Genomic DNA, 24616 nt, shown 5'->3' on the forward strand with positions numbered 1-24616 from the left:
TTTTGCTCATATTCGTAATTCCTGTACAGCGACAGGATATCGAACCCTTTTTTAATCTTTAAAAGCCCAGGGCCCTTCCTCCTTTGACAGCTTAGGGTGCCGTCTCAAACCCTCTTCCCATAATCGCAATGCTTTACTGGGATATCCTGAATGATAAGCTGTAACACTATACCACTTATAATAAGATGCTCTTCTTTTAGCTTGCTCTCCAGAAACATTTTGATACCGTTCATATGCTAAAGAATAATTTTCTGTTTTTGCAAAGACTTCTGCAATCCGCAGCTTTTGCTCCTCATGAATTGGATAGATATTATCTATGATCTGGATATGCTCAAGGTAATCAGAATCTCCTGTCTCATAATAAAACAACGCTAAATTTAAATGACTTTGCAAATTATTCGGGTAATCCTCCAGCATATCCTCCTCAATATGCATAGCCTCTTCTTTTTTTCCAGTATAGAATAGTGCTTGCGCATAGTCATGAACAGCTAACTTCTGTTCTGGAAAATTTTCCATTATCTCTTCAATAAAAGGAATCGCTTTTTCCCAGTCATTATTTTCTATATGGTAAAAGGCTGTCTCCTGTAAAATAATCAGTTCGTCCTCATCCTCCAGAGAAAAGATTTCTTCCTCGTCTTCATCGCCAATTTCTATATAATCAAGAAGCTGGGCAGCATCATCACTAAAATCTCCCTCTGGCTTTTTATCTAAATACATTTGTGCATATTTTTTAGCATCTTGCAGCAATCCAAGATGCGCATAGTTATTTGCAGCTAAATAGTAGCAATCAACATATTCTCCAGTCTTCAAAACCTCTGTCAGCAGCTGATTTGCTTTATGATAAGCACCTGTTTCAGTATAAATGATGGATAACTGGCATTTATATAGAGGGAAATAGGGTTTGTCTTCTATTGCTTTCTGTATCCATTTAATTGCAATATCAAATTTCCTTTTTTTAAATGCCTCTACGCCCTTTGTATAGTAAAAGTCGCCTTCAGGAATGAATGGGGTTACGTTATTTGTTGTTCCTTTGGTTTTATTTCTTTTTCCTTTTAACATGGATCTCCCCCGTTCTTAAAGACAAGTCGAGAAAAGTATACCATAGAATATAGCAGATTCCCATATTTGTCATGTTAAATAGTGAAACTTTTACTTCCGTTTACCGCTCTTTTCAAAGGTCTGTATTTGATAGCCTGAGCAGCGGGCTCTGTGTTGTCCAAAGTTATTTTTAATGTTTAATATAACATGAACAATACTCATAATTTTAGCGGACAGAACCGGACTTATTTCATATTATATAATTCCGTCTAAAGCCGAAAAAATAAGACACATGGCAGAGCATGCATCTTATTTTTATTATTACGTTCTTATTTATCTGGGTGTGTTGTTTCGTACAATAATTGTTCCAATTCTTTTCTATATGCTGCTGCTTCCTCTTTTGTCCAGCCGAGTTCTTTTTCCATGAACGGAAGTACCGTATCCATATGTGTTTCTACCCATGGACGGTTAAAGAATAATGCACCTGAACGGCGGATAAAGAAGTCAACTGCTTTATAAGCCATTTCTTCATTGATTGCATATAGTACCTGAGCAAATACTGCCGGTTCAATATTTTCATTTTTAGCAGCTTCTTTATTTTCTGTATAAAGTGTGAAGACTTTTTCTACATTTGCACCATACCGCTGTGTCAGTTCTGCTGCTTCTTTCTCTGTTAAACCAAGGCTCACACCTTCTTTAACCTTTTCTGCTTTGAAGTTCTTGAAGCCTTTTGATCCGCCAACTTCTCCTCCGGAAATTGGCAAATGCTTTGTTTGGCTGTCTGTATATAAAATGCCTTCTTCTTCTTTTAATTGTTTCGCTACCATATTAACAACGTGTTCCCCCATTTTACGGTAGCCTGTTAATTTTCCTCCTGCCATGGAAAGTAACCCAGAATCAGATTGGAAAATTTCATCCTTACGGGAGATTTCGCTTGGGCTGCTTGCACCTTCTTCAGCAATTAAAGGACGTATTCCAGCCCAGCTGGATTCTACTTTGTCTGCATCAATTCCGACAGAAGGGAACATATAGTTAATCGCGTCTAAGATATAATCGCGGTCTGCCTCTGTCATTGTTGGATGAGCAATATTCCCTTTATAGTCAGTGTCTGTTGTGCCTACATAAGTTTTACCATCACGAGGAATAGCAAAAACCATACGTCCGTCCGGTGTATCGAAGTACACTGCCTGTTTAAGCGGGAATACAGATTCGTCAAATACTAGATGGACACCTTTTGTTAAATGAAGTGTTTTTCCTTTTTTGGATCCATCTAATTCACGGACATCATCTACCCATGGACCGCCAGCATTAATAATTTTTTTCGCATAGATTTTATGCTTTTCTTTGCTGATTTGATTTTCTGCCACAACGCCTACTACTTTTCCATCTTCATAGATGAATTCCACTGCTTTTGTATAGTTGACTGCTTTGACACCATTTTCAACAGCTTTTTTAAGCACTTCAATAGTTAATCGTGCATCATCTGTTTTATATTCTACATAATATCCGCCGCCGCGAAGCTCGTCTTTTTTTACAAGCGGTTCACGGTCTAATACCTCAGCTGGTTTTAACATTTCACGGCGTTCTGATTTTTTAACGCCTGCCAAAAAGTCATATACACGCAAACCGATATTAGATGTAAACGGTCCTAAATTACTTCCTTTATGAAATGGTAAAAGCATCCACTCTGGTGTGGTAACATGTGGACCATTTTCATAAACGACAGCACGTTCTTTCCCTACCTCTGCAACCATTTTTACTTCAAATTGCTGCAAGTAGCGCAGGCCGCCATGCACTAATTTTGTTGAACGGCTTGAGGTACCCGCTGCAAAATCCTGCATTTCAATAAGTCCTGTTCGCAGCCCTCTTGTAGCAGCATCTAATGAAATTCCGGAACCGGTAATACCTCCCCCAATAACTAATAAATCCAGTTGCTCTTTTTCCAGTGATTCTAATACTTCTTTACGTCTTTTCCCTGAAAATTCACTCATAAACTCCACCCCTAAAATTATCTATAGTTTCTTTTTCCCTATTTAAAGACGGCTATTCATCCAAAAGTATAAGAAAAACCAATTCATTCTTGTACAGCTTTTCTTTTTATTGCCAATCACAATCTGAATACTTCAGATAAATTAAAAAAGACCACAAGAATACTGATATAATAATACCAGCCTTCCCGCGGTCTCTCCATAGCTTCTCCGTCCGTTTTATTAACTTAAATTCATACTAACATATATTATACATACTGTATAGCCTTTTGCTTTTATCCGGACTTTTTCACTTTCAGGCACCTGATATGCTGGTATAAAAATAACTGGAAATATTGCTTAAAAATTCTGTGCGTTATGCTAAAACTTCTGCCAGCGATTTGAATATATAGTAGCTGGAAGCAGATCCTGGATCAATATGACCGACAGACTTTTCCTTCAAATATGATGCTCTTCCTTTTGTTGCTTTCATCGGCTTTGTAGATTCCATAGCTTCTTCTGCTGTCTTTTCTAAATCTGCTGCATCGATTTCACTCTGTTCATTCCACCAGGAAACAACTGGCACCCAAACATCTACCATCGTTTTTTCTCCAGTGGTTGATTTCCCCCGTTGCTGAATACCTTGTGCTGCGGCATCCAGTCCTGCTGCAATATCACCCTTGTCTACAGTATCCTTCCCTTTCACTGCCATCGACAATTTCAGAAAAGCAGTACCATATAATGGACCTGAAGCTCCTCCTACTTTCGACATTAATGTCATTGCAACATCCTTAAAAACCGTGGCAACATCATCATATGAGGATTGCTCAAGTTTTTTTACAACCTCCTGAAAGCCTCTTGACATATTAATGCCATGATCACTGTCTCCAATTGCCTGATCAAGCTCTGTTAAATAACCTTTATTCTCCTGCATATATTCATTTGCTTTTACCATCCAGTCTTGAGCTGATTGTATTGTTAACACGTTAAAAACCTCCTCCTGACATTATGCTTTAAGTGCGTGTTCAAAAAGTCCGATAAATAGGACCAAGAAGTTCAAGGCGACGAGCTTTTTACGAACAGACTTCCACAGGATGTGGTGACTTCTACGTTGCCCACACGACGTGGGCGTTTTTAGTAGAAGACCCTCTTTTCGCTGCGTCATCTTTATTGGACTTTTTAAATATCCTCTTTAAAAGCGATAGCTTCACTCGGCTCTGCTAACAGCTGCTTTAATTCTTCATCAACCTTTAATAGTGTGATAGAAAATCCCGCCATTTCAAGAGATGTCATATATTCGCCAACATATGTCTGATGAACAGAAATTTGTTTTTCCTTCAGCATGTCATTGACATGACCATTTACAATAAATAGCTCCATTTCTGGTGTAGAACCCATGCCATTAATCATAACAGCTACTTCGTCACCAGCTGCCAGACCAGCATCTTCAATAATATTGCTTGTTAGTTCATCCGCTATTTCTTTTGCAGAAGCAATCTTTTTCCGTTCCGTTCCTGCTTCTCCATGAATGCCAATTCCTATCTCCATTTCATCTTCATCTAAATGAAAGCTTGGCTTTCCAGCATCAGGGACCGTGCATGATGTTAGAGCCATTCCCATAGAACGCACCTGCTCGATTGTCTTTTCTGCAGCAGCTTTCACTTCGTCTAACGAAGCTCCCTGCTCCGCTTTTGCTCCAGCTGCTTTATGGACAAATACAGTGCCGGCAATCCCGCGGCGGCCAATGGTAAAATCACTGTCCTTCACAGCAATATCATCATTTACAATTACCTGCTCAACGCGAATTCCTTCTGCCTCAGCTAATTCGCCAGCCATTTCAAAGTTTAGAACGTCTCCTGTATAGTTTTTTACAATGAGCAGGACACCCTTACCTTGATCAACTGCTTTAATAGCTTCAAAAATCTGATCTGGTGTCGGAGAGGTAAATACTTCTCCAACAACTGCTGCATCTAACATCCCTTTGCCGACATAGCCTGCATGGGCTGGTTCATGTCCGCTTCCACCGCCGCTGACCAGGCCGACCTTCCCTTGAGACAGCTCCTTGCGACGAATAACGTTTGTGTTTTCTACCTGTACCCACTGTCCATCGTTTGCAAGAGTCATTCCTTTTACCATGTCTTGAATTACATTACTTGGATTATTGATTATTTTTTTCATTTCTACCCCTCCAGATTTTTAATGAAATGAATCAATCCCAGTATCTATGTTAAAAATTCAAATTGATTCCTAAATTACCTTCAGCTTCTTACCAATATACAGCTTTCCAAAACATCTTAATCTATATTACTTCTATAAATAACCAGGTACTATTCTGTTTTAAAGGCACGTGTTGCTTTGACAGCTTTTTCCCAGCCTTTGTATAGGCGATCACTCTCTGTTTTATCCATTTTCGGTTCAAATGTTTTTTCATTTAACCACTGTGCTGCTATCTCTTCCTGATCCTTCCAGTACCCGACAGCTATCCCTGCTAAATAAGCTGATCCTAATGCTGTTGTCTCCTGGATCTCCGGGCGTTCTACAGGCACTTCTAAAATATCACTCTGGAATTGCATTAATAAATCATTTTTTACTGCGCCCCCGTCAACACGGAGCGTTTTTAAATCAATACCTGCATCAACAGACATTGCCTGCATCACATCCTTTGTCTGATAAGCCAGAGATTCTAACGTAGCGCGAATAAAATGCTCTTTCTTCGTTCCTCTTGTCAAACCAAAGACCGCACCACGGGCGTCGCTATCCCAATAGGGAGTACCTAACCCGACAAAAGCAGGAACCATATATACACCTTCTGTTGTATCCACTTCAGATGCAAATGCCTCGCTCTCCTGGCTGGACTCAATCATCTGTAATCCATCACGCAGCCATTGGACAGCAGAACCCGCAACAAATATACTTCCTTCCAGTGCATAATTTATTTTTCCATCCAGGCCCCACGCAATGGTTGTTAACAATCCTTGTTTAGATGCTACTGGCTCTTCTCCCGTGTTCATTAATAAGAAGCAGCCTGTCCCATATGTGTTTTTTGCCATTCCTTTTTCAAAGCATGCCTGACCAAATAAGGCAGCCTGCTGGTCTCCAGCAATTCCGGCAATCGGTATTTCTTCACCAAAGAAATGATACGATACTGTTTTTGTATAGATTTCAGATGATGGCCGTACCTCTGGAAGCATCGACTGTGGTACACCAAGAATTTCTAAAAGCTCCTCATCCCACTTTAGATCATAAATATTGAACATTAAGGTACGGGAAGCATTCGAATAGTCGGTTACATGAGTCTTCCCGCCTGAAAATTTATAGATTAACCATGTATCAATTGTTCCAAATAAAAGGTCTCCTGCTTCCGCCTTCTCCCTCGCGCCTTCTACATTTTCTAAAATCCATTTTACCTTTGTTCCTGAGAAGTATGGATCAATTAAAAGACCCGTTTTGCTGCGAATTGTTTCTTCATAGCCCTGTTGTTTTAAATTACGGCAAATATCTTCTGTTTGACGAGATTGCCAAACGATTGCTTTATAGATTGGTCTTCCCGTTTGCTTATCCCATACAACTGCTGTTTCACGCTGATTTGTAATCCCAATCCCCGCAACCTGATTTGCTTCTATATTTGTGTTATTTAATACTTCTGCAATGCAGCCAAGTACAGAGGTCCAAATTTCATTCGGGTCATGCTCTACCCAGCCCGGTTTAGGGAAATGCTGTTCAAATTCTTTTTGAGCTGTGGCAACAATCTCCCCTCCTTTATTAAATAAAATAGCCCGGGAGCTTGTTGTCCCCTGGTCAATTGACAATATATATTGTTCTTTCATACCCTATTCCTCCATTGTGCTTTTTTAAACATATAAGGATATTCCACAAGGCTTATCCTTTATTTCTACAACCAAATAATCATACCATGTCAAAATAAGTTTAGAAAAAGATAAAACCTGTGACTTTTACATCAAGGAGGAAAATGATAAGTAGAAAAAGCCCGCAAACAAATAGCACCATTCTTATCCTGGTACACGTTTGCGCGGGCTCCTTCTCTCCATCACGATTAGTTTAAGTATAGAATAAAACAAATTGCAAGCGTTGTCAATTCATTGAATCAGCAGGATTTCTTGTTTTTGAATCAATAACAGGTGGTGGAAAGAAAAGAAAATTCCGATCTGAAATTATATGAATAAGGCTGGACACAAAAATCGAACAAAGTCGATTAACACTTTTATATATAATCAAAGTTGTTCCATTTTTTCTTTATTCTAATTTCATACCTCAACATAGAAAAAACAGCACCGATACAGGTGCTGTTTTTTCTATGTTGAAAGATTCCAAAGCTTGCGGCTTGATGTAGATACGGCTACCGCTCCAGCATTCAGTGCCTGAGTAACATGATTTTCCTCTTTAATTAACCCACCGGCAATAACAGGAATATCGGTTTCTCCGGTAATCTCTTCAATTACTTCCGGCACCAGACCTGGCAAAATTTCCACGTAATCCGGCTCAAATCGATGGATAAGCTTTATACTCTGCTCTAATGCAGCACTGTCTAATATAAAGACACGTTGAATGGCCAGCAATTTATGCTTTTTTGCAGCTGCAACCACATTTCCGCGTGTCGTTAATATACCATCAGGTTTTATTTCCCGATGCAGGAATTCCATCCCGTATTCATCTGCTTTCAGCCCCTGAATTAAATCAAAATGGATAAATACCTTTTTATTTGCACGGTGACTGTAATCAATCATACTTTTCAGCTGGACTAATCTTGATTCTAAAATAATAATGTATTCATGATTACTTTCCAACACCTTCTCAAAATCCTTCATGCGCCTTACAGCAGGCAGTATACCAGCAGGTAATTGCATCAGAGCTCCCTCCTCTCAATCATTATCCGGCAGCTTACGCGATTCCATTTCTTCCTTCGTATAAATAATCCGCATCGGATTTCCCCCGGCAAAAGCTCCAGCGGGAACATCTTTATGTACCAGTGTCGCAGCAGAAATAATCGCTCCATCGCCGATATGCACTCCCGGTAATATCGTCGAGTTGGCGCCTATCATCACCTCATTACCGATATGCACCTCACCCAAACGATATTCTGTTATTAAATATTCATGCGCTAAAATCGTTGTATTATAACCAATAATACTGTTATTTCCAACTTTAATTTTTTCCGGGAACATGGAATCAGGCATTGCCATTAAAGCAAATGATGTACGGTCGCCTACCTTCATGCGCAAAAAATGCCGATACATCCAATTTTTCATTCTTAAAAAAGGAGTATAACGAGCAATCTGAATCACAATAAAATTTTTTACTATTTTAAAAAAAGACACCGTACTGTACATCTGCCATAAAGAATTTGCTTTATGATGGACTTTATACCTTTCAGTTCTCCGCATGACTATTCACCTGCCACTGTTAATAAATCCCTCATTGTATCCAAATAATATGTTGGATGATAGCTTTTTAAAAAGTCCTCTGTTTTCTCAGACCAGCTTACCGCCGCCGTTTGTGTACCAGCACGCTGTCCTGAAACAATATCATGAAAATTATCTCCTACCATTAAGGTTGTTTCAGGATCCGCATTCACCAGCTTCATTGCTTTTTCTACCGGTTCTGGATCAGGTTTTTTAAGTGTCACATCATCATAAGTAATAATAACAGAGAAGAAATCTGTCAGTCTGGTTAAATCCAATCCCATCATAACTGTTTTTTTAATCTTCGTACTTACAATTCCCAATGTAATACCTTTATCATACAGCTGCTTGATTGTTTCATAAACATATGGAAAAGCTTCTACATAACGGTCATGCTCTCTCATATTATACTCCCGGTATGCGGCTGTCATTCGTTCAGACAGCTCCGGGTTTATTTCATAAAAGGTTTCATTTAATGGCGGGCCATTAAGATGTTTTATTTCTTCCGGGGTAAACTGCATATTAAATTTTTCAAATGTATGTTCAAATGAAGCACGTATAAGCTCATTTGTATTTAATAACGTTCCGTCTAAATCAAACAGAATGGTACGAATGCTCATGTTGCACTTTCCTTTCTTCCTTCTTCCAAAAATAAGCAATAACCATCGTCAAAATAATCGCTACAGATAATCGGATAATTAATAATGGCCAAACTGGAATTCCAAGCGGAATAAAGACAAGCGTGTCCTCCACAACAGCATGGCAGGATACGAGAAATATTAATGCTAAATACATATCCTTCTTCGGCACATTATCTTCTTTTACAGCCTGCATCATGAGCCCGGCACCAAAGGCAAGTCCGATAGTAAGACCGGCAACCATTGTCATGGAAGCACGCTTATCTATTCCCAGCAGCTTCATAAATGGAGCTAATTTATTTGACATGGCAGTCATCCAGCCAAGCTCCCGCATAATTTGCATGATAATCATTAACGGGATAACGATACAGGCTAATTGAACAATAGCTATAGCAGCCGCTTGAGCACCATGAAGCCCAATTTCCCACCAATTATTCAGGACCACTTCATTGCTGGAAATAAAACCGTATTGAGCAAGCTCTGAGCCGCCAGACCAGAATAAATTAATCAAAAGTCCGGATATCACAGCAAGTCCAACCCGGATTCCAACGATAATCCACCACCTTACTCCTACACTTGTTGCCACAGCAGATTCAATAAATAGATTATGGGAAAAAGACAGCATAACTGCCATAATAAATACTTCCTTGACGGTAAAATCAAAAGAAATAATCGCTGCAATCCCTGCGTATAAATTTAATCCATTCCCTAAAACAAGCGGAACAGCAGCTTCCCCTGATAAACCAAATAACCCCATAAGTGGGGAGATGATATTCATAAACCAAGGGAAAACAGGTGTAAACTGCAATATCGTTATAATTAATGTAATCGGAAAAATAACTTTCCCAAGCTTTAATGTAGTCTTTAATCCCTGAATTAACCCCCTGTAAAGCGTTCCTTTCATTTTCTTACCTCATTTCAGCTTAACACGTTTGCTTCATCACGGCATGAGTGCCCGTAATTCATCCTGATTTATATGGTAAAATCAGTTTTTTCGTTGGATGAAAACGGGCTCTTCATCTCCTGATTGGTTCAGGCCAACACGATGTTGGTCACACAAGCGTTTCCCCAAATGTTTTTGATGGGGCGAGTAATCGCAGTGTTAGCTTGTATTCCTTATTCTTAGCGGGAAAAACCACCCGATAAATCAAGTTTCACTTTATTTCCTTTTCTTCTTTTTCTTTTTTCTTTTATTCGGATACTTTTTTGTCATTGGTGTGTCAAGATAACGCTCGTCTGTTGTCATGAGCCTGTATAGCATGAGGATAATTCCGGCTGTGATTGTTAAGATAGATACAACCTGTGCCGTCCTCAGATCACCAATGATGTATAAACTGTCTGTCCGAAGCCCTTCTATGAAAAAACGGCCGATGGAATACGTGACAGCATACATTAAGAATACCATTCCGCGTTTTGGATTTATTCTGCGGAAAAGTAACAGTCCAAAAAATATCAGGAAATTCCAGGCAGATTCATATAAAAATGTTGGATGATACATCACACCATCAATGACCATCTGGTTCATAATAAAGTCCGGCAAATACTGATGGAAGCTTTCATACGCAGCCTCAGAAATTGGACCGCCATGCGCTTCCTGATTCACGAAATTCCCCCAGCGCCCAATTGCCTGTCCCAATATTAAACTGGGTGCAACGACATCAGCCAGACGCCAAAATGATATTTTCTTTACTTTTGCAAAAACAATAGCTGTAATCACACCGCCAATTACAGCCCCATGAATAGCGATTCCGCCTTCCCAAGTGGCAAACATTTTCCATAAAGGACCATTGGCATATTGGTCAAATTCAAAGATTACGTAATAAATTCTTGCGGAGATAATCGCAATTGGTACAGCAAAAATAATGAAATCCATAATGGTCTCTTTGCCCAATCCAACTCTTTCCGCTTCTCTGGTAGCTAAATAAACTGCTAATACAGCTCCAACAGCAATAATGATTCCATACCAATAAATTGTTAATGGACCAATTTCTAAAAATACACGATCAATAGGAGCACTTGTCCCAATCATCTATATTCTACCTCCTATTGTGATTCTAAATCACCTTGTTCAATCATTTTTGTTAAACGATCTGAAAACTCTTCTGCCGTATTCACACCCATCCGTTTCAACCGGAAATTCATAGCAGCTACTTCAATAATAACAGCCAGGTTTCTTCCCGGTCTGACAGGTATTGTTGCTTTTGGCAGATGGACATCCATAATCTTCATCGTATCTTCATCTAATCCTAAACGGTCATACTGTTTTTTATTATCCCAATTTTCCAATTGAATAACCATCGAAATCCGTTTTTGGCTGCGGATCGAGCTTGCGCCAAATAATGTCATTACATTAATAATACCCAGGCCCCTTATTTCCAGTAAATGTTCAATAAGTGCAGGTGCATTGCCAATCAGACTCTCATAATCCTCTTGCCGGATTTCCACATTATCATCTGCTACAAGACGATGCCCTCTTTTAACTAATTCCAGTGCTGTTTCACTTTTACCAACACCACTTTGTCCGATAATTAAGACACCGACGCCGTAAATATCTATTAACACACCATGCACCGCCGTAAATGGTGCAAATTTAGATTCTAAGTAATTGGTTAAACGACTCAATACCCGCGTCGTTGTCCGCGGTGATTGTATGATTGGTACGCCAGAATGCTTCGATGCTTCAAAAAATTCTTCTGGTACATCCATGCCACGGGAAATGATAATTCCCGGAGTTACATCCGTACATAGATTTTCAGCACGCTGCTTTCTTTCTGCAGCATTCAGTCCCAAAAAGTAAGCTAATTCTGTCTTACCAATTAATTGTAGACGCTCCCTTGGATAATAGTCAAAAAAGCCCGTCATTTCCAATCCTGGGCGTGAAATATCACTTGTTATAATTTCACGGTGAACTCCTTCTTCTCCTGCTACTAACTGTAAATTAAACCGATCTAGTAAATCCTTTGTACAGACGGTTGATACCATTTTGAAGCTCCTCTCTTCAACAAAGCTAACTGATATACATTTTAGCATAATCCGTACAAAAAACGTAGAGGAGAAGTCTCTTACTTAATGTACTTCATTAAAAACTATGATTGACAAGGTTTATGCAATTTTGACATTCGAAAGTCCGCTCATTATAAGATTACTTCTTTGCAGACTTTTTCAAACTCCATATAAACTGTTTTCAAGTAACCAATAATTGTTTGAGTTCTTCCGATACTTCTCCAAATATTTATGAATGAGTACTTGTTATTTTGGAAAATCTCTGTATAATATAGCATTAATATATTACCGTTGATGAAGAGAGTAGTTATATATCATGTACAGCAGCGAGTCAGGAGATGGTGGAAGCCTGACAGTACAGAATATAATGAAACGCACTTCAGAGGTGCTGTCTGAACAATCAGTAGGATATGCCGGGTTATTCCGTTAAAAATAATATAAGAAGGTTCTTATTTATTTCTGATTAAAGTCTAAAGCTTTATTAGTTATATATAGGAGCAATTAGGGTGGTACCGCGAATAAACTCGTCTCTATGTTACATCATGGAGACGGGTTTTTTATGTTTTTATATTTCACATTTAATCGTATTGGAGGAGTAGACCATGAATTACCGTCAGCAATTTGCAGAGGAAATTTATACCCATTTACAAGGGTTATCGGAAGTGGATGAAATTCATTCATTGATTGAGGAACCAAAATATAATACTCATGGCGATTTAGCGTTCCCTTGCTTTACCTTAGCAAAAAAACTAAAAAAAGCTCCGCAGCAAATAGCCAAAGAGTTATCTACAAAAATAGATGCACCTTTTTTAGAAAAGACAGTGGCAGAAGGACCTTATTTAAATGGTTTTTTAAACAAACAAGTCGTCAGTAAACAAGTAATTCGGCGTATTAATACTGAGAAAGAAGACTACGGTTCGTCTTCAGCCGGTGCTGGAAAGATAGTTACTTTAGATTTCTCATCACCAAACATCGCCAAACCTTTCTCCATGGGCCATTTACGTTCTACTGTTATTGGCAATGCACTTGCTAATATCTCAGAAAAATATGGCTATAAAGCCATTCGAATAAATCATCTTGGTGACTGGGGAACACAATTTGGCAAGCTTATTACTGCTTATAAAAAATGGGGTTTAGAAGAAAAAGTACGAGAGAACCCAATTAAAGAGCTCTTTTATCTATATGTGATGTTTCACGAACAAGCGGAAAAACATCCCCACTTAGAGGATGAAGCCCGTTTTTGGTTTAAACAATTAGAATCTGGGAATGAAGAAGCAAATCAGCTGTGGAAATGGTTCAGAGAAGAATCACTGAAGGAATTTGCGAAAATTTATGAACTGCTGGATATTGCATTTGACTCCTATGATGGCGAAGCATTTTATAATGATAAAATGGACAAGGTTGTCCAAGAATTAAAAAACAAAGATCTCCTGTCTCTTTCAGATGGAGCTGAGGTAGTTGAATTAGCAGCTGAGAATATGCCGCCATGCTTAATTAAAAAGAAAGATGGCGCTACATTATATGCAACCCGGGATTTGGCAGCAGCTATTTACCGGAGCAGGGCCTATCATTTTGAAAAATCCTTCTATATCGTCGGACAGGAGCAGCGCCTTCATTTCGAACAGTTATTCCTTGTGCTCCAGAAAATGGGCTATGACTGGGCAGCTTCATTAAAGCATGTTCCATTCGGTTTTATTTTAAAAGATGGAAAGAAAATGTCGACCAGAAAAGGAAAAGTTGTGCTGCTGGAGGATGTTATCAAAGAAGCCATTGATCTGGCTTACCAAAATATTAAAACTAAAAATCCGGAACTGGAAAATAAAGAAGAAGTAGCAAAAATGGTCGGTGTCGGAGCAATTATTTTTCATGATTTAAAGAATGAACGCCAAAATAATATTGAATTCAATCTGGATGAGATGCTGAAATTTGAAGGTTCTACAGGGCTTTATGTGCAATATACACACGCCCGTTCCTGCTCTATTCTTCGGAAAGCTTCTGCTGAAAATAACCTTTCTGTCAGTGGGCTCACCGATTCATACAGCTGGACCGTCATCAAAATACTAATGGATTTTCCAAATGTAATCGAAAAAAGCTTTCAGCAGGCTGAACCATCAGTTATCGCAAAATATGTTTTGAAATTAAGCCAGGATTTTAATAAATATTATGGTCAGGTCAAAATATTAGCTGATGATGCAGAGCAAAGCAGCAGACTGGCATTGGTGAAATCTGTTGCGATTGTATTGAAGGAAGGGTTGAAATTGCTTGGTATTAAAGCTCCTGAGAAGCTTTAAGTAAACAGACCGGCTATTTATTGCTGATTACATTTCTTATTTGCTTTGAAAGTGCTTTTTGCAGTGGAGAGAGAAATACAATTTTTATTTAGGAAAAATTAAAAACATAAAGATATTTCTATTTACCTGTAAAAAACCATTGCACTTCACATAACGGAAAGCTTTATACTTAGATATAAAGGAGCTGATATGAAATGTATACCATCGGAGAATTTGGAGCAAAAACCGGATTTTCAACACGAACGCTGCGTTTCTATGAAGAACTTGGGATTCTTTATCCAAGCAAAAGAAATGAAAACGGTCATCGTTTATACAGCTTGGAAGAACTCGCCACCTTACAACGTATCCAGTCATTAAAATTTATTGGATATTCACTTCAGGAAATCAAAGAAATGCTGGATAAAGAAGAAATCACTTTAGAAAATTTTGCAGACTCCCTCCCTGTTCAAAGAAAGGTGCTGGTGCATAAGCGCGAGGAATTAAACCGGGCCATCGCAGCTATTGATCATGTACAAGAGCTTTTAGATGATGACTTTTCATTAGATTGGACGGTGCTCGCCTCTCTGCTCCACGGGATGGAATTTGAAGAGGAGCAAAAGGCATGGATGAAGGAGCATTTTCCCGATGATTTTGCATCGCTTTTTACGGATATACCAAAGAAAGAGCGTGAAAAATTAGATAGAGAATGGCTTTCTATTCTGGCTGAAGTAAAAAGGCTGATGCGGGAAAACGTTCCTCCGCATGCGCAAGAAGCGCAACAGGTATTTCTAAATATTAATGATTTATTTATAAAAATCGTCCCTGAGGATGTTATTGTAGAAAATATCGATAAATGGGAAGAACAATTGGAATCTGCTGAAGCGGATAATTTTGTAGCTCCGACTTTCTGGTCAAAAGAGGAAGAAGCTTATATGGAGGAAATAGCTAAAGCGATGGAACAGCAGTATAAGGAGAATGAAGAAAAATAATGGAATGAAAAAAGTCCGAAGCCTCCCCTATAAAATAGGGAGCTTTTCCGGACTTCTTCATTCGATTTTCTTATGTGTACTTTTTAAGAGAAATATAATTCTGTAAGTCTTTTCATATCTATTTCATTTGAAACATCTATAAAATATGGTGCCTGCCATGCTTGTGTTTTTTTAGCTGAGTTATTTAATGACCTTTCCCATGAAGGGTATACTCTTATTGCCATTTTCCCTTTGTTATCATTAGTTCTCAATATTCCTTTCTCTAAAAGCAGAGATTTTGGAAAAATAAACTGACCTTTCAAACCCTTATCTATGATTGAAAACACTATTTTATCCGGACTCTCACTATATGCAAAAGCCTGATTGCAATGATTTACATCTTTTTCCCAGAAAACAACAAAATACCCATCTTTCTTTGGTGTTCGTTTAGCTAAGCGGCTCCTATATTTATTTTCATTAATATTAAAAGTAGTTCCTTCATATTCCATATTTTGCGGCTCTTTTAATATATTTGTGAGCTCACCATTTATGTCAAATAGTAATTCTTTGATCAGGTTTATCGATTTTAGCATTTTCTCTTTCCTTTATAATTCATCTAATATTAATCATGGTACCGGGTACATTGTATTACATCAAAGTGGAAGAGTAGAGAATTTCTGCTTATTCAATCGCAATATATATTTCTACCTGCCCATTTGCCGGATCAATATCCCCGGCATAGTACTCAAAATCACCAGTAAATGTGCGTATGTTTTCAGGCAGCTGCTGCCATTCCCAAATAGCAGCCCAAGCTTGCGGAACCTTTTCCGCTATTGGACCTTTTTCTGTTACAAATACAGCGTATGTCGCTTCCGGCAATGTATAAGTTTGAATCCCTTCTACGTTTTGAACCACAGAATCTTCCATTATTTGCACGCTTAACATAATTTCATAAGTCCCTTTTTCTTCTTGCTGATAATGAAAATAACAACCGTAATATCCCGCTTCACGAATGTTCACATCCAATTTTTCTCCAATATTATCTGTGAAAAAGCGTTCAAATAATGATCCTATCTTCCCATTTCCAGATTGCTCTGCCTCATTAGTAGTTATCATACTGACTCCGGCTAATGTAAAAGCTGGCCGCTTCTCCATGCGTAACGGTTTAATATTTACAGCTGATTTATCCTGTTTCATAGCTTATCAAACTCCTTTTTCTTATGATAATAGTTAGTATAAAACAGGAAACCTGACAGCTGTCTGTCCAGTTTGTTCAACTTATTTATATATTTTTGTAATTTGCATTACACGCTCTGCGATAATCTCCCGCAAATGGACTGGCTCCAACACCTCCACCTGAGGACCGAAGCTGAGTATAAAGCTGTATAACCATTCATCCTCTGGGTAAGCTTTCTTCACCAGCCATGTCTCATCTTCCGTCGGAATAAGCTCCTCTGCATCAAACCAATCTTCCGCTAAATGATGAGCTTCTTTCTGGAAACGTAAAACTACCTCATTATTATCGGAGATAGAGGATTGTTTTCCTTTTATATCCTTTTGTTCTGGTAAAGGGCGGCGGGTAAAACTTAACTCAGCATCCACAGACAAATTTTTTATTCTTCGTAATTTAAATAAACGGAACTGCTCTCTTTCTATGCAGTATGCTTGTACATACCATTGTCTTCCTTTGAGAATTAATGTATGCGGCTCCGCCGTTCGCTGCGTAATCTTCCCCTGTGCATCTGAATATGTAAATGCAATGAATAGACCGTTATCTATTGCCTTTTCAATACGCTCCAGTTTTTCTTGGAGCCGTGCACTGTTATCCCAAGGTGAATAATCAATGAGAACACGGCTTGTTTTACTTTGAAAAGCCTTGGCATCAACAGGATGTACAACACTATTCATTTTTTCCATCAATTGCTGGTGCTGTGCTTTTTCATAAGAAGTAGATATACTGCGCAGTGCCGTGACAATTGCTGCTAATTCATCATTGGTGAGCAGATTACGATCCAGCCGGTAACCTTCCGCAAGTCCGATACCGCCGTAAACTCCCTGGTAAGTTATAATGGGTATGCCAGCTGCATTAATCGTATCAATATCCCTGTAAATCGTCCGCACAGATACTTCAAATCGTTCCGCTAAATCTTTTGCCTGCAGCATGCGGTGATTTATCAATAATATAATAATGGATAATAGTCTCTCTAATTTCATTACGTTCTCTCCTCTTTGACAACAGTGGGCTCGTCTATTAAATTTTGCTCATAAGAAAAAGATCAGGCGATAACCTGACCTTTCCTTTTACCTTATGTCACGGACAACACTGTTTAAAATCATTGAAATCAATGAAATCACAATCGACGCGATAAACGCCGTACCAAACCCGTCAATGACAAAGGAAGGTCCAATAAGCGCCTGCGTAATCATCAATATAATCGCATTGACAACAATTAAAAACAATCCAAATGTAATCACCGTAATCGGCAATGTCAAAATAACCAAAATCGGTTTCACAAACATATTCAGGATGGCTAAAATAACACTTGCTAACAGTGCCGTACCGAAACCGTCCAGCTGAAAAGAATCAAAGATTTGGGCAACTGCTATCAGCGCCACAGCATTTAATACTAATGAAATAATCCCCCGAAGCAACATTAATACACGTCTCCCTTAGGCATAATAAATGCGGCAATTATATAAACAATCGCTAATGTGGAAAAACTCGGGATAAGCAGAATTAAGAAAATGATCCGGAGCAGTGTCGCATCCACATTTAAATACTCACCTAATCCTCCAAGCACACCGGCAAGCATTTTATTTGTTTCCGAACGATATAATCTTTTCATGGAAGTACCTCCTCAGGTAACTGTTTTGTCATCTATTTAATAATGGATATGTGTCATTCTATCTTTTCATACGAAAATAGAAATGAAAAAGTTTCATTTCTATTTTCCCGCTTCCTATTCTTTTTAAACAAAACAATTATTTAGAGCTGTTCTTTTCAAAATCCCAAAGATAAAAACGTTCCATTGCCTGATTTTCAATCAGTTCGTTTTTCACTTCTTCATCTAACTCATCCAATTGCTTATACCACCCGAACATGCCAGCTACCTGAGAGTCATGTGATAATATTGTTTGCAGTTTTTTATCAAAAGTATCACGGACATCATTTATTACATTTGGGCTTCCTAAATCTTCTTCATGACCATTGGAAAAAGCTTGCGCCCATACTTTTGGTCTTTCTACAGGGTTCATATCTTCCACTGCCTGAATAGCGGCAGCTCCTAAGGCATTATGATCCGGATGCACTGCATAGCCGGGGTAATGTGTGATCACAAGAGATGGTTTTATTTCTTCTAAATAACCTCTTATATGATCTGCCACTTCTTGTTTATCTTCAAATTCAATCGTTTTATCACGGTATCCGAGCATTTTCAATTCCATATCTAACGTTTCACATGCACGTATTAACTCTTTTTTGCGAATTTCAGGCAACGACTCCCTATTAGCAAATGTCGGGTTCCCCATATTTCTCCCCATTTGCCCCAACGTTCCACATAAATATGTTACCGGCACACCTTCTTTGCGGAACTGTGCGACAGATCCAGACGCGCCAAAAGCTTCATCGTCCGGGTGCGGAAAAATAACTACAACATGTTTCTCCATTTTATTCACCTATCTTTCTAGAATCAAGCTATATCACTCGTTTTTATTTTTATCATTTAAAAGGCGTTTCACTGACTTCTAAAGCTACCATTAATCGCCCTTCCCTATCATGACCAGCCAATAGTAATTGGTTTCCCTCATAAATGGTCCAATCGGTTAATCCTTCTGCGTAAATCCAGCCAAGCTCCATTTTTAAACCAACACGATAGGAATTTCCTTCTCCTATAATCTTTGCCTGTTTGTATGTTACTTTTGCATTACGTATATATGCACCAACCGTATATGCATTGGCGTCTAAATGATTAGCATATGCCCCATTCGTTGTTTCTAAATGGACATATACTTCCTTATTCAAATAACTGTCCAGTGCCTGCTGGACTTTCTCTAGTTCTATCGGTTTCATGTTTCAACCTCCAATTCTATTCTTTTACTCTATCGAAATGAAGACCAAGCGTCAATTAGATAGCTTACCCAAATAAAAACTTTCTTTTCAGGAACAGAAATATTGTTCTGAAAATACATTTACATTGCATTCGTCATCTATTTAACCTTTATTATAACACAGTATTCTGATTGGATTAAAAACGTATAATGAAGTAGTCCATTATTACGCAATAAAACAAGATCCATCTGAAGAGCAAAATCATACTCTAAAGATGGACCAGTTTTTCTCTATTTACTGCTGACCTTCTCTTTCACCATTTCATTCATACGTGCTTTATCTCTTTCCAACACCGGTCCAAGGTACTTCCCTGTATAAGAAATATCTGCCTGCTCTGCGATTTTTTCCGGCGTTCCCTTAGCAATAATCTGGCCGCCGCGGTCTCCGCCTTCCGGACCTAAATCAATGATATGATCCGCACTTTTAATCACATCTAAATTGTGTTCGATAATTAAGACAGAATCCCCATTATCTACCAGCCTTTGCAGGACATCCAACAAACGGCGTATATCAGCAGAATGAAGTCCTGTTGTCGGCTCATCCAAAATGTAAAACGTCTTTCCGTTGGAGCGTTTATGCAATTCACTTGCTAATTTAACACGCTGAGCTTCTCCGCCGGATAAGGTTGTTGCCGGCTGACCCAGTTTAATATATCCTAATCCGACATCATAAATAGTCTGCAGCTTCCGTTTAATTTTTGGAATTGCGGCGAAGAACTCTAATGCTTCCTCAATACGCATATCCAATACCTCTGATATATTTTTGCCTTTGTACTTCACTTCCAGTGTTTCCCGGTTATAACGTGCTCCTTCACAAACCTCACAAGGGACATAGACATCTGGCAGGAAGTGCATTTCAATCTTGATAATTCCATCTCCGCGGCAGGCTTCACAGCGTCCGCCTTTGACATTAAAGCTGAAGCGGCCTTTTTTATAACCTCTTACCTTGGCTTCATTTGTTTGTGCAAACACATCACGAATATCGTCAAATACACCTGTATACGTAGCTGGATTGGAACGTGGTGTTCTTCCGATTGGAGACTGGTCAATATCAATAACTTTTTCGATATGCTCGATTCCTTTTATGCTCCGGTACTTCCCGGGCTTCACTTTTCCTTTATATAATTCTTTTGCTAAAGATTTGTAGATAATCTCATTAACCAGTGTACTTTTCCCGGAACCCGAAACACCCGTAACGACTGTCATCAACCCGATTGGAATTTCAGCCGATACATTTTTCAAATTATTCTCGGATGCACCGGTAACTTTTATTTTACGTTTATCAGCTTTCTTCCGTTTTGACGGCACAGGGATAAATTCTTTTCCGGATAAATAACGGCCAGTTAATGAATTCTCATCAGCCATGACGTTTTCTGGAGTACCGCTGGCAACAATTTCACCACCATGCTCGCCGGCCCCCGGCCCAATATCAATCAGCCAGTCTGCCGCAAGCATCGTATCCTCATCATGCTCGACAACAATCAGCGTATTGTCTAAATCACGCATCTGTTTAAGCGTTTCAATAAGACGGTCATTATCACGCTGGTGCAGTCCTATGGAAGGCTCATCAAGTACATAAAGAACACCTGTCAATGCAGAGCCGATCTGGGTAGCAAGGCGGATCCGCTGGGCCTCCCCGCCAGAAAGTGTTCCTGCTGCACGTGACAACGTTAAATAGTCTAAGCCGACATTATTTAAAAATGAAAGACGATTATCAATTTCTTTCAAAATTAAACGGGCAATCTGACGGTCTTTATCACTCAATTCAAGCTGTTTGAAAAAGTCCATAGATTCCAGGATAGAGAAATCTGTTATCTGACTGATATGCTTCCCGTCAATTAATACAGCAAGCGCCTCTTTATTCAGACGATGTCCCTTACATGTTGGACAATTTTTCTGTGCCATGTATTTCTCTAATGTTTCACGGATAAAATCAGAGGAAGTTTCTTTGTATCTGCGTTCAACATTCTTTAAAACACCTTCAAAAGCAACATCCTTGGTACGCGCGCTTCCAAAATCATTCTCATAATGAAAATGAATTTTTTCTTTTCCGCTTCCATATAAAATTTTATCCATTTGTTCCTCGGGAATATTCTTTACAGGAACATCCATCGGAATATTATAATGATCACAGACACTCTTTAAAAGCTGCGGATAATATTGGGAACTGATAGGCTCCCAAGGTGCAATAGCATGTTCATTTAGTGTTTTATCCCAATCCGGAATAACTAATTCAACATCCACCTCAAGTTTTGTTCCTAATCCATCACAGCTTGGGCATGCACCAAAAGGACTGTTAAAGGAGAATAAGCGCGGTTCTAATTTACCGATAGAAAAACCGCAGATTGGGCAGGCATGGTTTTCACTGAACATGAGCTCCTCATCGCCAATGACATCAACAATCGCATTACCTTCTCCTAATTTAAGCGCCGCTTCCAGGGAATCACTTAAGCGGGTTTCTATTCCCTCTTTAATAACAACCCGGTCAATAACAACTTCAATAGAGTGCTTTTTATTTTTCTCCAGGTTAATATCGTCCGTTACCTCCATCATGTCTCCATCAATCCGGACACGCACGTACCCTTGTTTTTTCAGGTCTTCTAATACTTTAACGTGTTCTCCTTTTCTTCCTGAAATCACCGGAGCTAAAATCTGCATTTTCGTTCTTTCCGGATATTCCAATACTCTATCAACCATCTGCTGCACTGTCTGTGAGCTGATTTCAATACCATGCTTCGGACAGGTCGGTTTCCCTACGCGTGCATAAAGTAAACGTAAATAATCATAAATCTCTGTAACCGTTCCAACAGTTGATCTTGGATTTTTACTGGTTGTTTTCTGATCAATAGAGATTGCTGGAGATAATCCTTCAATCACATCAACATCTGGTTTATCCATCTGTCCTAAAAACTGTCTTGCATATGCAGACAGAGATTCTACATATCGGCGCTGTCCCTCTGCATATATCGTATCAAAGGCGAGGGATGATTTCCCGGAACCAGAAAGCCCTGTAAGAACAACTAATTTATTTTTGGGGATATCGACATCTATATTTTTTAAGTTATGCGCTCTGGCACCTTGGATTTTTATAGACTTGCTTGGCATAAAAAATTCATCCTTCCGCTTTTAGCTCCAAGAGAACATCTCTTAATTCTGCTGCTTTCTCGAAGTCTAGATTTTTGGCTGCCTGTTTCATTTCTTTTTCCATATTTTCGATAACCTTCTGCTTTTCTTTCTTCGTCATCTTCTTCACTTGTTTTGTTTCAGAATCATATGCTTCCGGTGCTTCCGCAGCAACTGTTGCCTGAATAACATCACGGACTTCCTTACGAATAGTTTGTGGAGTGATACCATGCTTTTCATTATATTCCTGTTGTACAGTACGACGGCGATCTGTTTCATCAATCGCTTTTTGCATGGAATCCGTAATTTTATCAGCATACATAATAACTTTACCATTTTCATTTCTTGCGGCACGTCCCATAGTCTGGATTAAGGAACGCTCTGAACGGAGGAAGCCTTCTTTATCAGCATCCAGGATTGAAACCAGAGATACTTCTGGTATATCCAGTCCTTCCCGCAGGAGGTTAATCCCGACAAGGACATCATATTTTCCAACACGCAAATCACGAATAACTTCGATCCGCTCCAAAGTTTTAATTTCAGAATGCAGATAAGCAACCTTCATTCCTATTTCTTTTAAGTAATCTGTCAAGTCCTCTGACATCTTCTTCGTTAAGGTCGTGATTAATACACGTTCATTTTTCTTTGTCCGTTTGTTAATTTCACCAATTAAATCATCAATCTGTCCATCAATAGGCCGTACTTCCACCACTGGGTCCAATAAACCTGTCGGACGGATAATCTGTTCTGTCATTTCTGGTGAATGCTCTAATTCATATGGACCTGGCGTTGCGGAAACATAAACAAGCTGATTGGTTTTTTCTTCAAATTCTTCAAAGCGCAACGGACGATTATCCATTGCTGAAGGCAACCTGAATCCATGATCAACCAAAACCTGTTTCCGCGCCTGGTCTCCGTTATACATACCACGAATCTGCGGCAATGTCACATGGGATTCATCAATAATCACTAAAAAGTCCTCTGGAAAGAAATCCAGCAATGTATACGGTGTGGCTCCTGCCTCACGTAATGTTAAAGGACGTGAATAGTTTTCAATTCCGGAACAAAATCCCATTTCCCGCATCATTTCTAAATCGTAATTCGTGCGCTGTTCCAGACGCTGGGCTTCCAGCAGTTTTCCTGCATCATTTAATTCCTTCAGCCGTTCTTCTAATTCTTTCTCAATATTTTTAATGGCAATTTTCATTTTTTCTTCACGGGTAACAAAGTGGGATGCCGGGAAAATAGCGACATGCTCACGGTCACCGATAATCTCACCGGTTAATGCATCAACTTCCCGAATCCGATCAATCTCATCTCCAAAAAATTCCACCCGGATACAATGCTCCTCGTGAGAAGCAGGAATAATTTCTACCGAATCTCCACGCACACGAAATGTACCACGCTGAAAATTAATATCATTTCTTGCATATTGAATATCTACTAATTCGCGCAGGAGCTGATCTCTTTCTTTTTCCATGCCAAGCCTTAAAGAAAGTACCTGACTTTTATATTCTTCCGGGTTACCTAAGCCATAGATACACGATACACTTGCTACAATCAATACATCATTTCTTTCAAATAGTGCTGATGTAGCAGAGTGACGCAATTTATCAATTTCATCATTTATACTTGCGTCCTTTTCAATAAAAGTATCCGTAGAAGGCACATAAGCTTCCGGCTGATAATAATCATAATAGCTTACAAAATACTCTACAGCATTGTTTGGAAAAAACTCCTTAAACTCGCTGTAAAGCTGTCCTGCCAATGTCTTATTATGTGCAATAACAAGTGTCGGCCGGTTAATTTCTTTTACGACATTGGACATGGTAAATGTCTTTCCCGTCCCGGTGGCACCAAGTAAGGTCTGATGATGCTGCCCGGCAAGTATTTTTTCTACAATTTCTTTAATTGCCGCCGGCTGATCTCCCGCCGGCTCATAAGCAGAAACTAATTCAAAATGCTCCTTCATCCTATTTCCTCCGTTCCTTACAATAGCTATTATCTATTATATCCTTTTCTTAAAAAACGAACAAGTATTCGACTTGTTTTTTAAGAAATTATATATCTTTTTTAGTATTT

Annotated in this window: 22 protein-coding genes and 1 other annotated feature; of the genes, 2 read left to right on the forward strand and 20 right to left on the reverse strand. The window is 39.0% G+C overall.

Translation table 11 applies throughout. The features are described 5' to 3' along the window. Nucleotides 1-51: 51 nt before the first annotated feature. The 11 genes from MKY30_RS00240 to hprK form a co-directional block, all read right to left on the reverse strand. Nucleotides 52-1059 (reverse strand): tetratricopeptide repeat protein, encoded by a 1008-nt coding sequence (locus MKY30_RS00240; protein WP_339282670.1) that lies wholly within the window; start codon nucleotides 1057-1059, stop codon nucleotides 52-54. Between the two features lie 308 nt (nucleotides 1060-1367). After that, nucleotides 1368-3029: a glycerol-3-phosphate dehydrogenase/oxidase gene (locus tag MKY30_RS00245; protein ID WP_147210198.1), complete on the reverse strand. Its 1662-nt coding sequence runs from the start codon at nucleotides 3027-3029 to the stop codon at nucleotides 1368-1370. 352 nt (nucleotides 3030-3381) lie between these two features. Then, a complete protein-coding gene (dhaL, locus tag MKY30_RS00250) occupies nucleotides 3382-3960 on the reverse strand; it encodes a dihydroxyacetone kinase subunit DhaL (protein ID WP_341085576.1) in 579 nt (192 codons plus the stop codon). 224 nt (nucleotides 3961-4184) lie between these two features. Beyond that, a complete protein-coding gene (dhaK, locus tag MKY30_RS00255) occupies nucleotides 4185-5183 on the reverse strand; it encodes a dihydroxyacetone kinase subunit DhaK (RefSeq protein WP_147210197.1) in 999 nt (332 codons plus the stop codon). Nucleotides 5184-5332: 149 nt separating this feature from the next. Continuing rightward, entirely contained in the window at nucleotides 5333-6832 is a 1500-nt protein-coding gene (glpK, locus tag MKY30_RS00260; RefSeq protein ID WP_339282674.1) for a glycerol kinase GlpK, read from the reverse strand. 486 nt (nucleotides 6833-7318) lie between these two features. Then, nucleotides 7319-7870 (reverse strand): glycerol-3-phosphate responsive antiterminator, encoded by a 552-nt coding sequence (locus tag MKY30_RS00265; protein ID WP_341082492.1) that lies wholly within the window; start codon nucleotides 7868-7870, stop codon nucleotides 7319-7321. 15 nt (nucleotides 7871-7885) lie between these two features. Beyond that, the gene (locus tag MKY30_RS00270) at nucleotides 7886-8407 is read right to left on the reverse strand and encodes an acyltransferase (protein ID WP_147210194.1); all 522 of its coding nucleotides are present in this window, start codon (nucleotides 8405-8407) and stop codon (nucleotides 7886-7888) included. A gap of 2 nt (nucleotides 8408-8409) precedes the next feature. Continuing rightward, a complete protein-coding gene (gene ppaX, locus MKY30_RS00275) occupies nucleotides 8410-9045 on the reverse strand; it encodes a pyrophosphatase PpaX (RefSeq protein ID WP_147210193.1) in 636 nt (211 codons plus the stop codon). Continuing rightward, a complete protein-coding gene (locus MKY30_RS00280) occupies nucleotides 9020-9967 on the reverse strand; it encodes a nucleoside recognition domain-containing protein (protein ID WP_147210192.1) in 948 nt (315 codons plus the stop codon). The genes ppaX and MKY30_RS00280 overlap by 26 nt, the downstream gene beginning before the upstream one ends. A 255-nt stretch (nucleotides 9968-10222) precedes the next feature. Further along, nucleotides 10223-11092 (reverse strand): prolipoprotein diacylglyceryl transferase, encoded by an 870-nt coding sequence (gene lgt, locus MKY30_RS00285; protein WP_147210191.1) that lies wholly within the window; start codon nucleotides 11090-11092, stop codon nucleotides 10223-10225. A 14-nt stretch (nucleotides 11093-11106) separates the two neighbouring features. Further along, nucleotides 11107-12045 carry an HPr(Ser) kinase/phosphatase gene (hprK, locus tag MKY30_RS00290; RefSeq protein ID WP_077601956.1) on the reverse strand — a complete coding sequence of 313 codons (939 nt, stop codon included), beginning with the start codon at nucleotides 12043-12045 and terminating at the stop codon, nucleotides 11107-11109. 303 nt (nucleotides 12046-12348) lie between these two features. After that, nucleotides 12349-12601 (forward strand) — a binding site (T-box leader). Nucleotides 12602-12668: 67 nt separating this feature from the next. On the opposite strand from hprK, the gene argS reads away from it, so the two are divergent. After that, on the forward strand, nucleotides 12669-14357 hold the full coding sequence (gene argS / locus MKY30_RS00295) for an arginine--tRNA ligase (protein WP_339282675.1): 1689 nt from the start codon (nucleotides 12669-12671) through the stop codon (nucleotides 14355-14357). Nucleotides 14358-14551: 194 nt separating this feature from the next. After that, nucleotides 14552-15325: a MerR family transcriptional regulator gene (locus tag MKY30_RS00300; protein ID WP_339282677.1), complete on the forward strand. Its 774-nt coding sequence runs from the start codon at nucleotides 14552-14554 to the stop codon at nucleotides 15323-15325. Between the two features lie 83 nt (nucleotides 15326-15408). Here MKY30_RS00300 and MKY30_RS00305 read toward each other — a convergent pair whose 3' ends face one another. The 9 genes from MKY30_RS00305 to uvrB form a co-directional block, all read right to left on the reverse strand. After that, nucleotides 15409-15897: a MepB family protein gene (locus MKY30_RS00305; protein ID WP_341082493.1), complete on the reverse strand. Its 489-nt coding sequence runs from the start codon at nucleotides 15895-15897 to the stop codon at nucleotides 15409-15411. A gap of 88 nt (nucleotides 15898-15985) precedes the next feature. After that, nucleotides 15986-16501: a GyrI-like domain-containing protein gene (locus MKY30_RS00310; RefSeq protein ID WP_147210187.1), complete on the reverse strand. Its 516-nt coding sequence runs from the start codon at nucleotides 16499-16501 to the stop codon at nucleotides 15986-15988. An 81-nt stretch (nucleotides 16502-16582) separates the two neighbouring features. Then, the gene (locus MKY30_RS00315) at nucleotides 16583-17518 is read right to left on the reverse strand and encodes a helix-turn-helix transcriptional regulator (RefSeq protein ID WP_341082495.1); all 936 of its coding nucleotides are present in this window, start codon (nucleotides 17516-17518) and stop codon (nucleotides 16583-16585) included. Between the two features lie 87 nt (nucleotides 17519-17605). Then, complete coding sequence (locus MKY30_RS00320; protein WP_077601948.1) at nucleotides 17606-17959, reverse strand: phage holin family protein; 354 nt, start codon at nucleotides 17957-17959, stop codon at nucleotides 17606-17608. Continuing rightward, entirely contained in the window at nucleotides 17959-18150 is a 192-nt protein-coding gene (locus MKY30_RS00325) for a PspC domain-containing protein (RefSeq protein ID WP_339282684.1), read from the reverse strand. The genes MKY30_RS00320 and MKY30_RS00325 overlap by 1 nt, the downstream gene beginning before the upstream one ends. A 136-nt stretch (nucleotides 18151-18286) precedes the next feature. Beyond that, complete coding sequence (gene bshB2, locus MKY30_RS00330) at nucleotides 18287-18970, reverse strand: bacillithiol biosynthesis deacetylase BshB2 (protein WP_339282686.1); 684 nt, start codon at nucleotides 18968-18970, stop codon at nucleotides 18287-18289. 52 nt (nucleotides 18971-19022) lie between these two features. Further along, nucleotides 19023-19373, reverse strand: a complete 351-nt coding sequence (locus MKY30_RS00335; protein WP_339282688.1) for a YojF family protein — start codon at nucleotides 19371-19373, stop codon at nucleotides 19023-19025. Between the two features lie 269 nt (nucleotides 19374-19642). Then, entirely contained in the window at nucleotides 19643-22516 is a 2874-nt protein-coding gene (gene uvrA / locus MKY30_RS00340) for an excinuclease ABC subunit UvrA (protein ID WP_156984886.1), read from the reverse strand. 7 nt (nucleotides 22517-22523) lie between these two features. Continuing rightward, nucleotides 22524-24506 (reverse strand): excinuclease ABC subunit UvrB, encoded by a 1983-nt coding sequence (gene uvrB / locus MKY30_RS00345; RefSeq protein WP_147210181.1) that lies wholly within the window; start codon nucleotides 24504-24506, stop codon nucleotides 22524-22526. Nucleotides 24507-24616: the final 110 nt, after the last annotated feature.

The sequence above is a fragment of the Oceanobacillus sp. FSL W8-0428 genome (assembly GCF_038004405.1).
Lineage (GTDB): Bacteria > Bacillota > Bacilli > Bacillales > Amphibacillaceae > Oceanobacillus > Oceanobacillus sojae.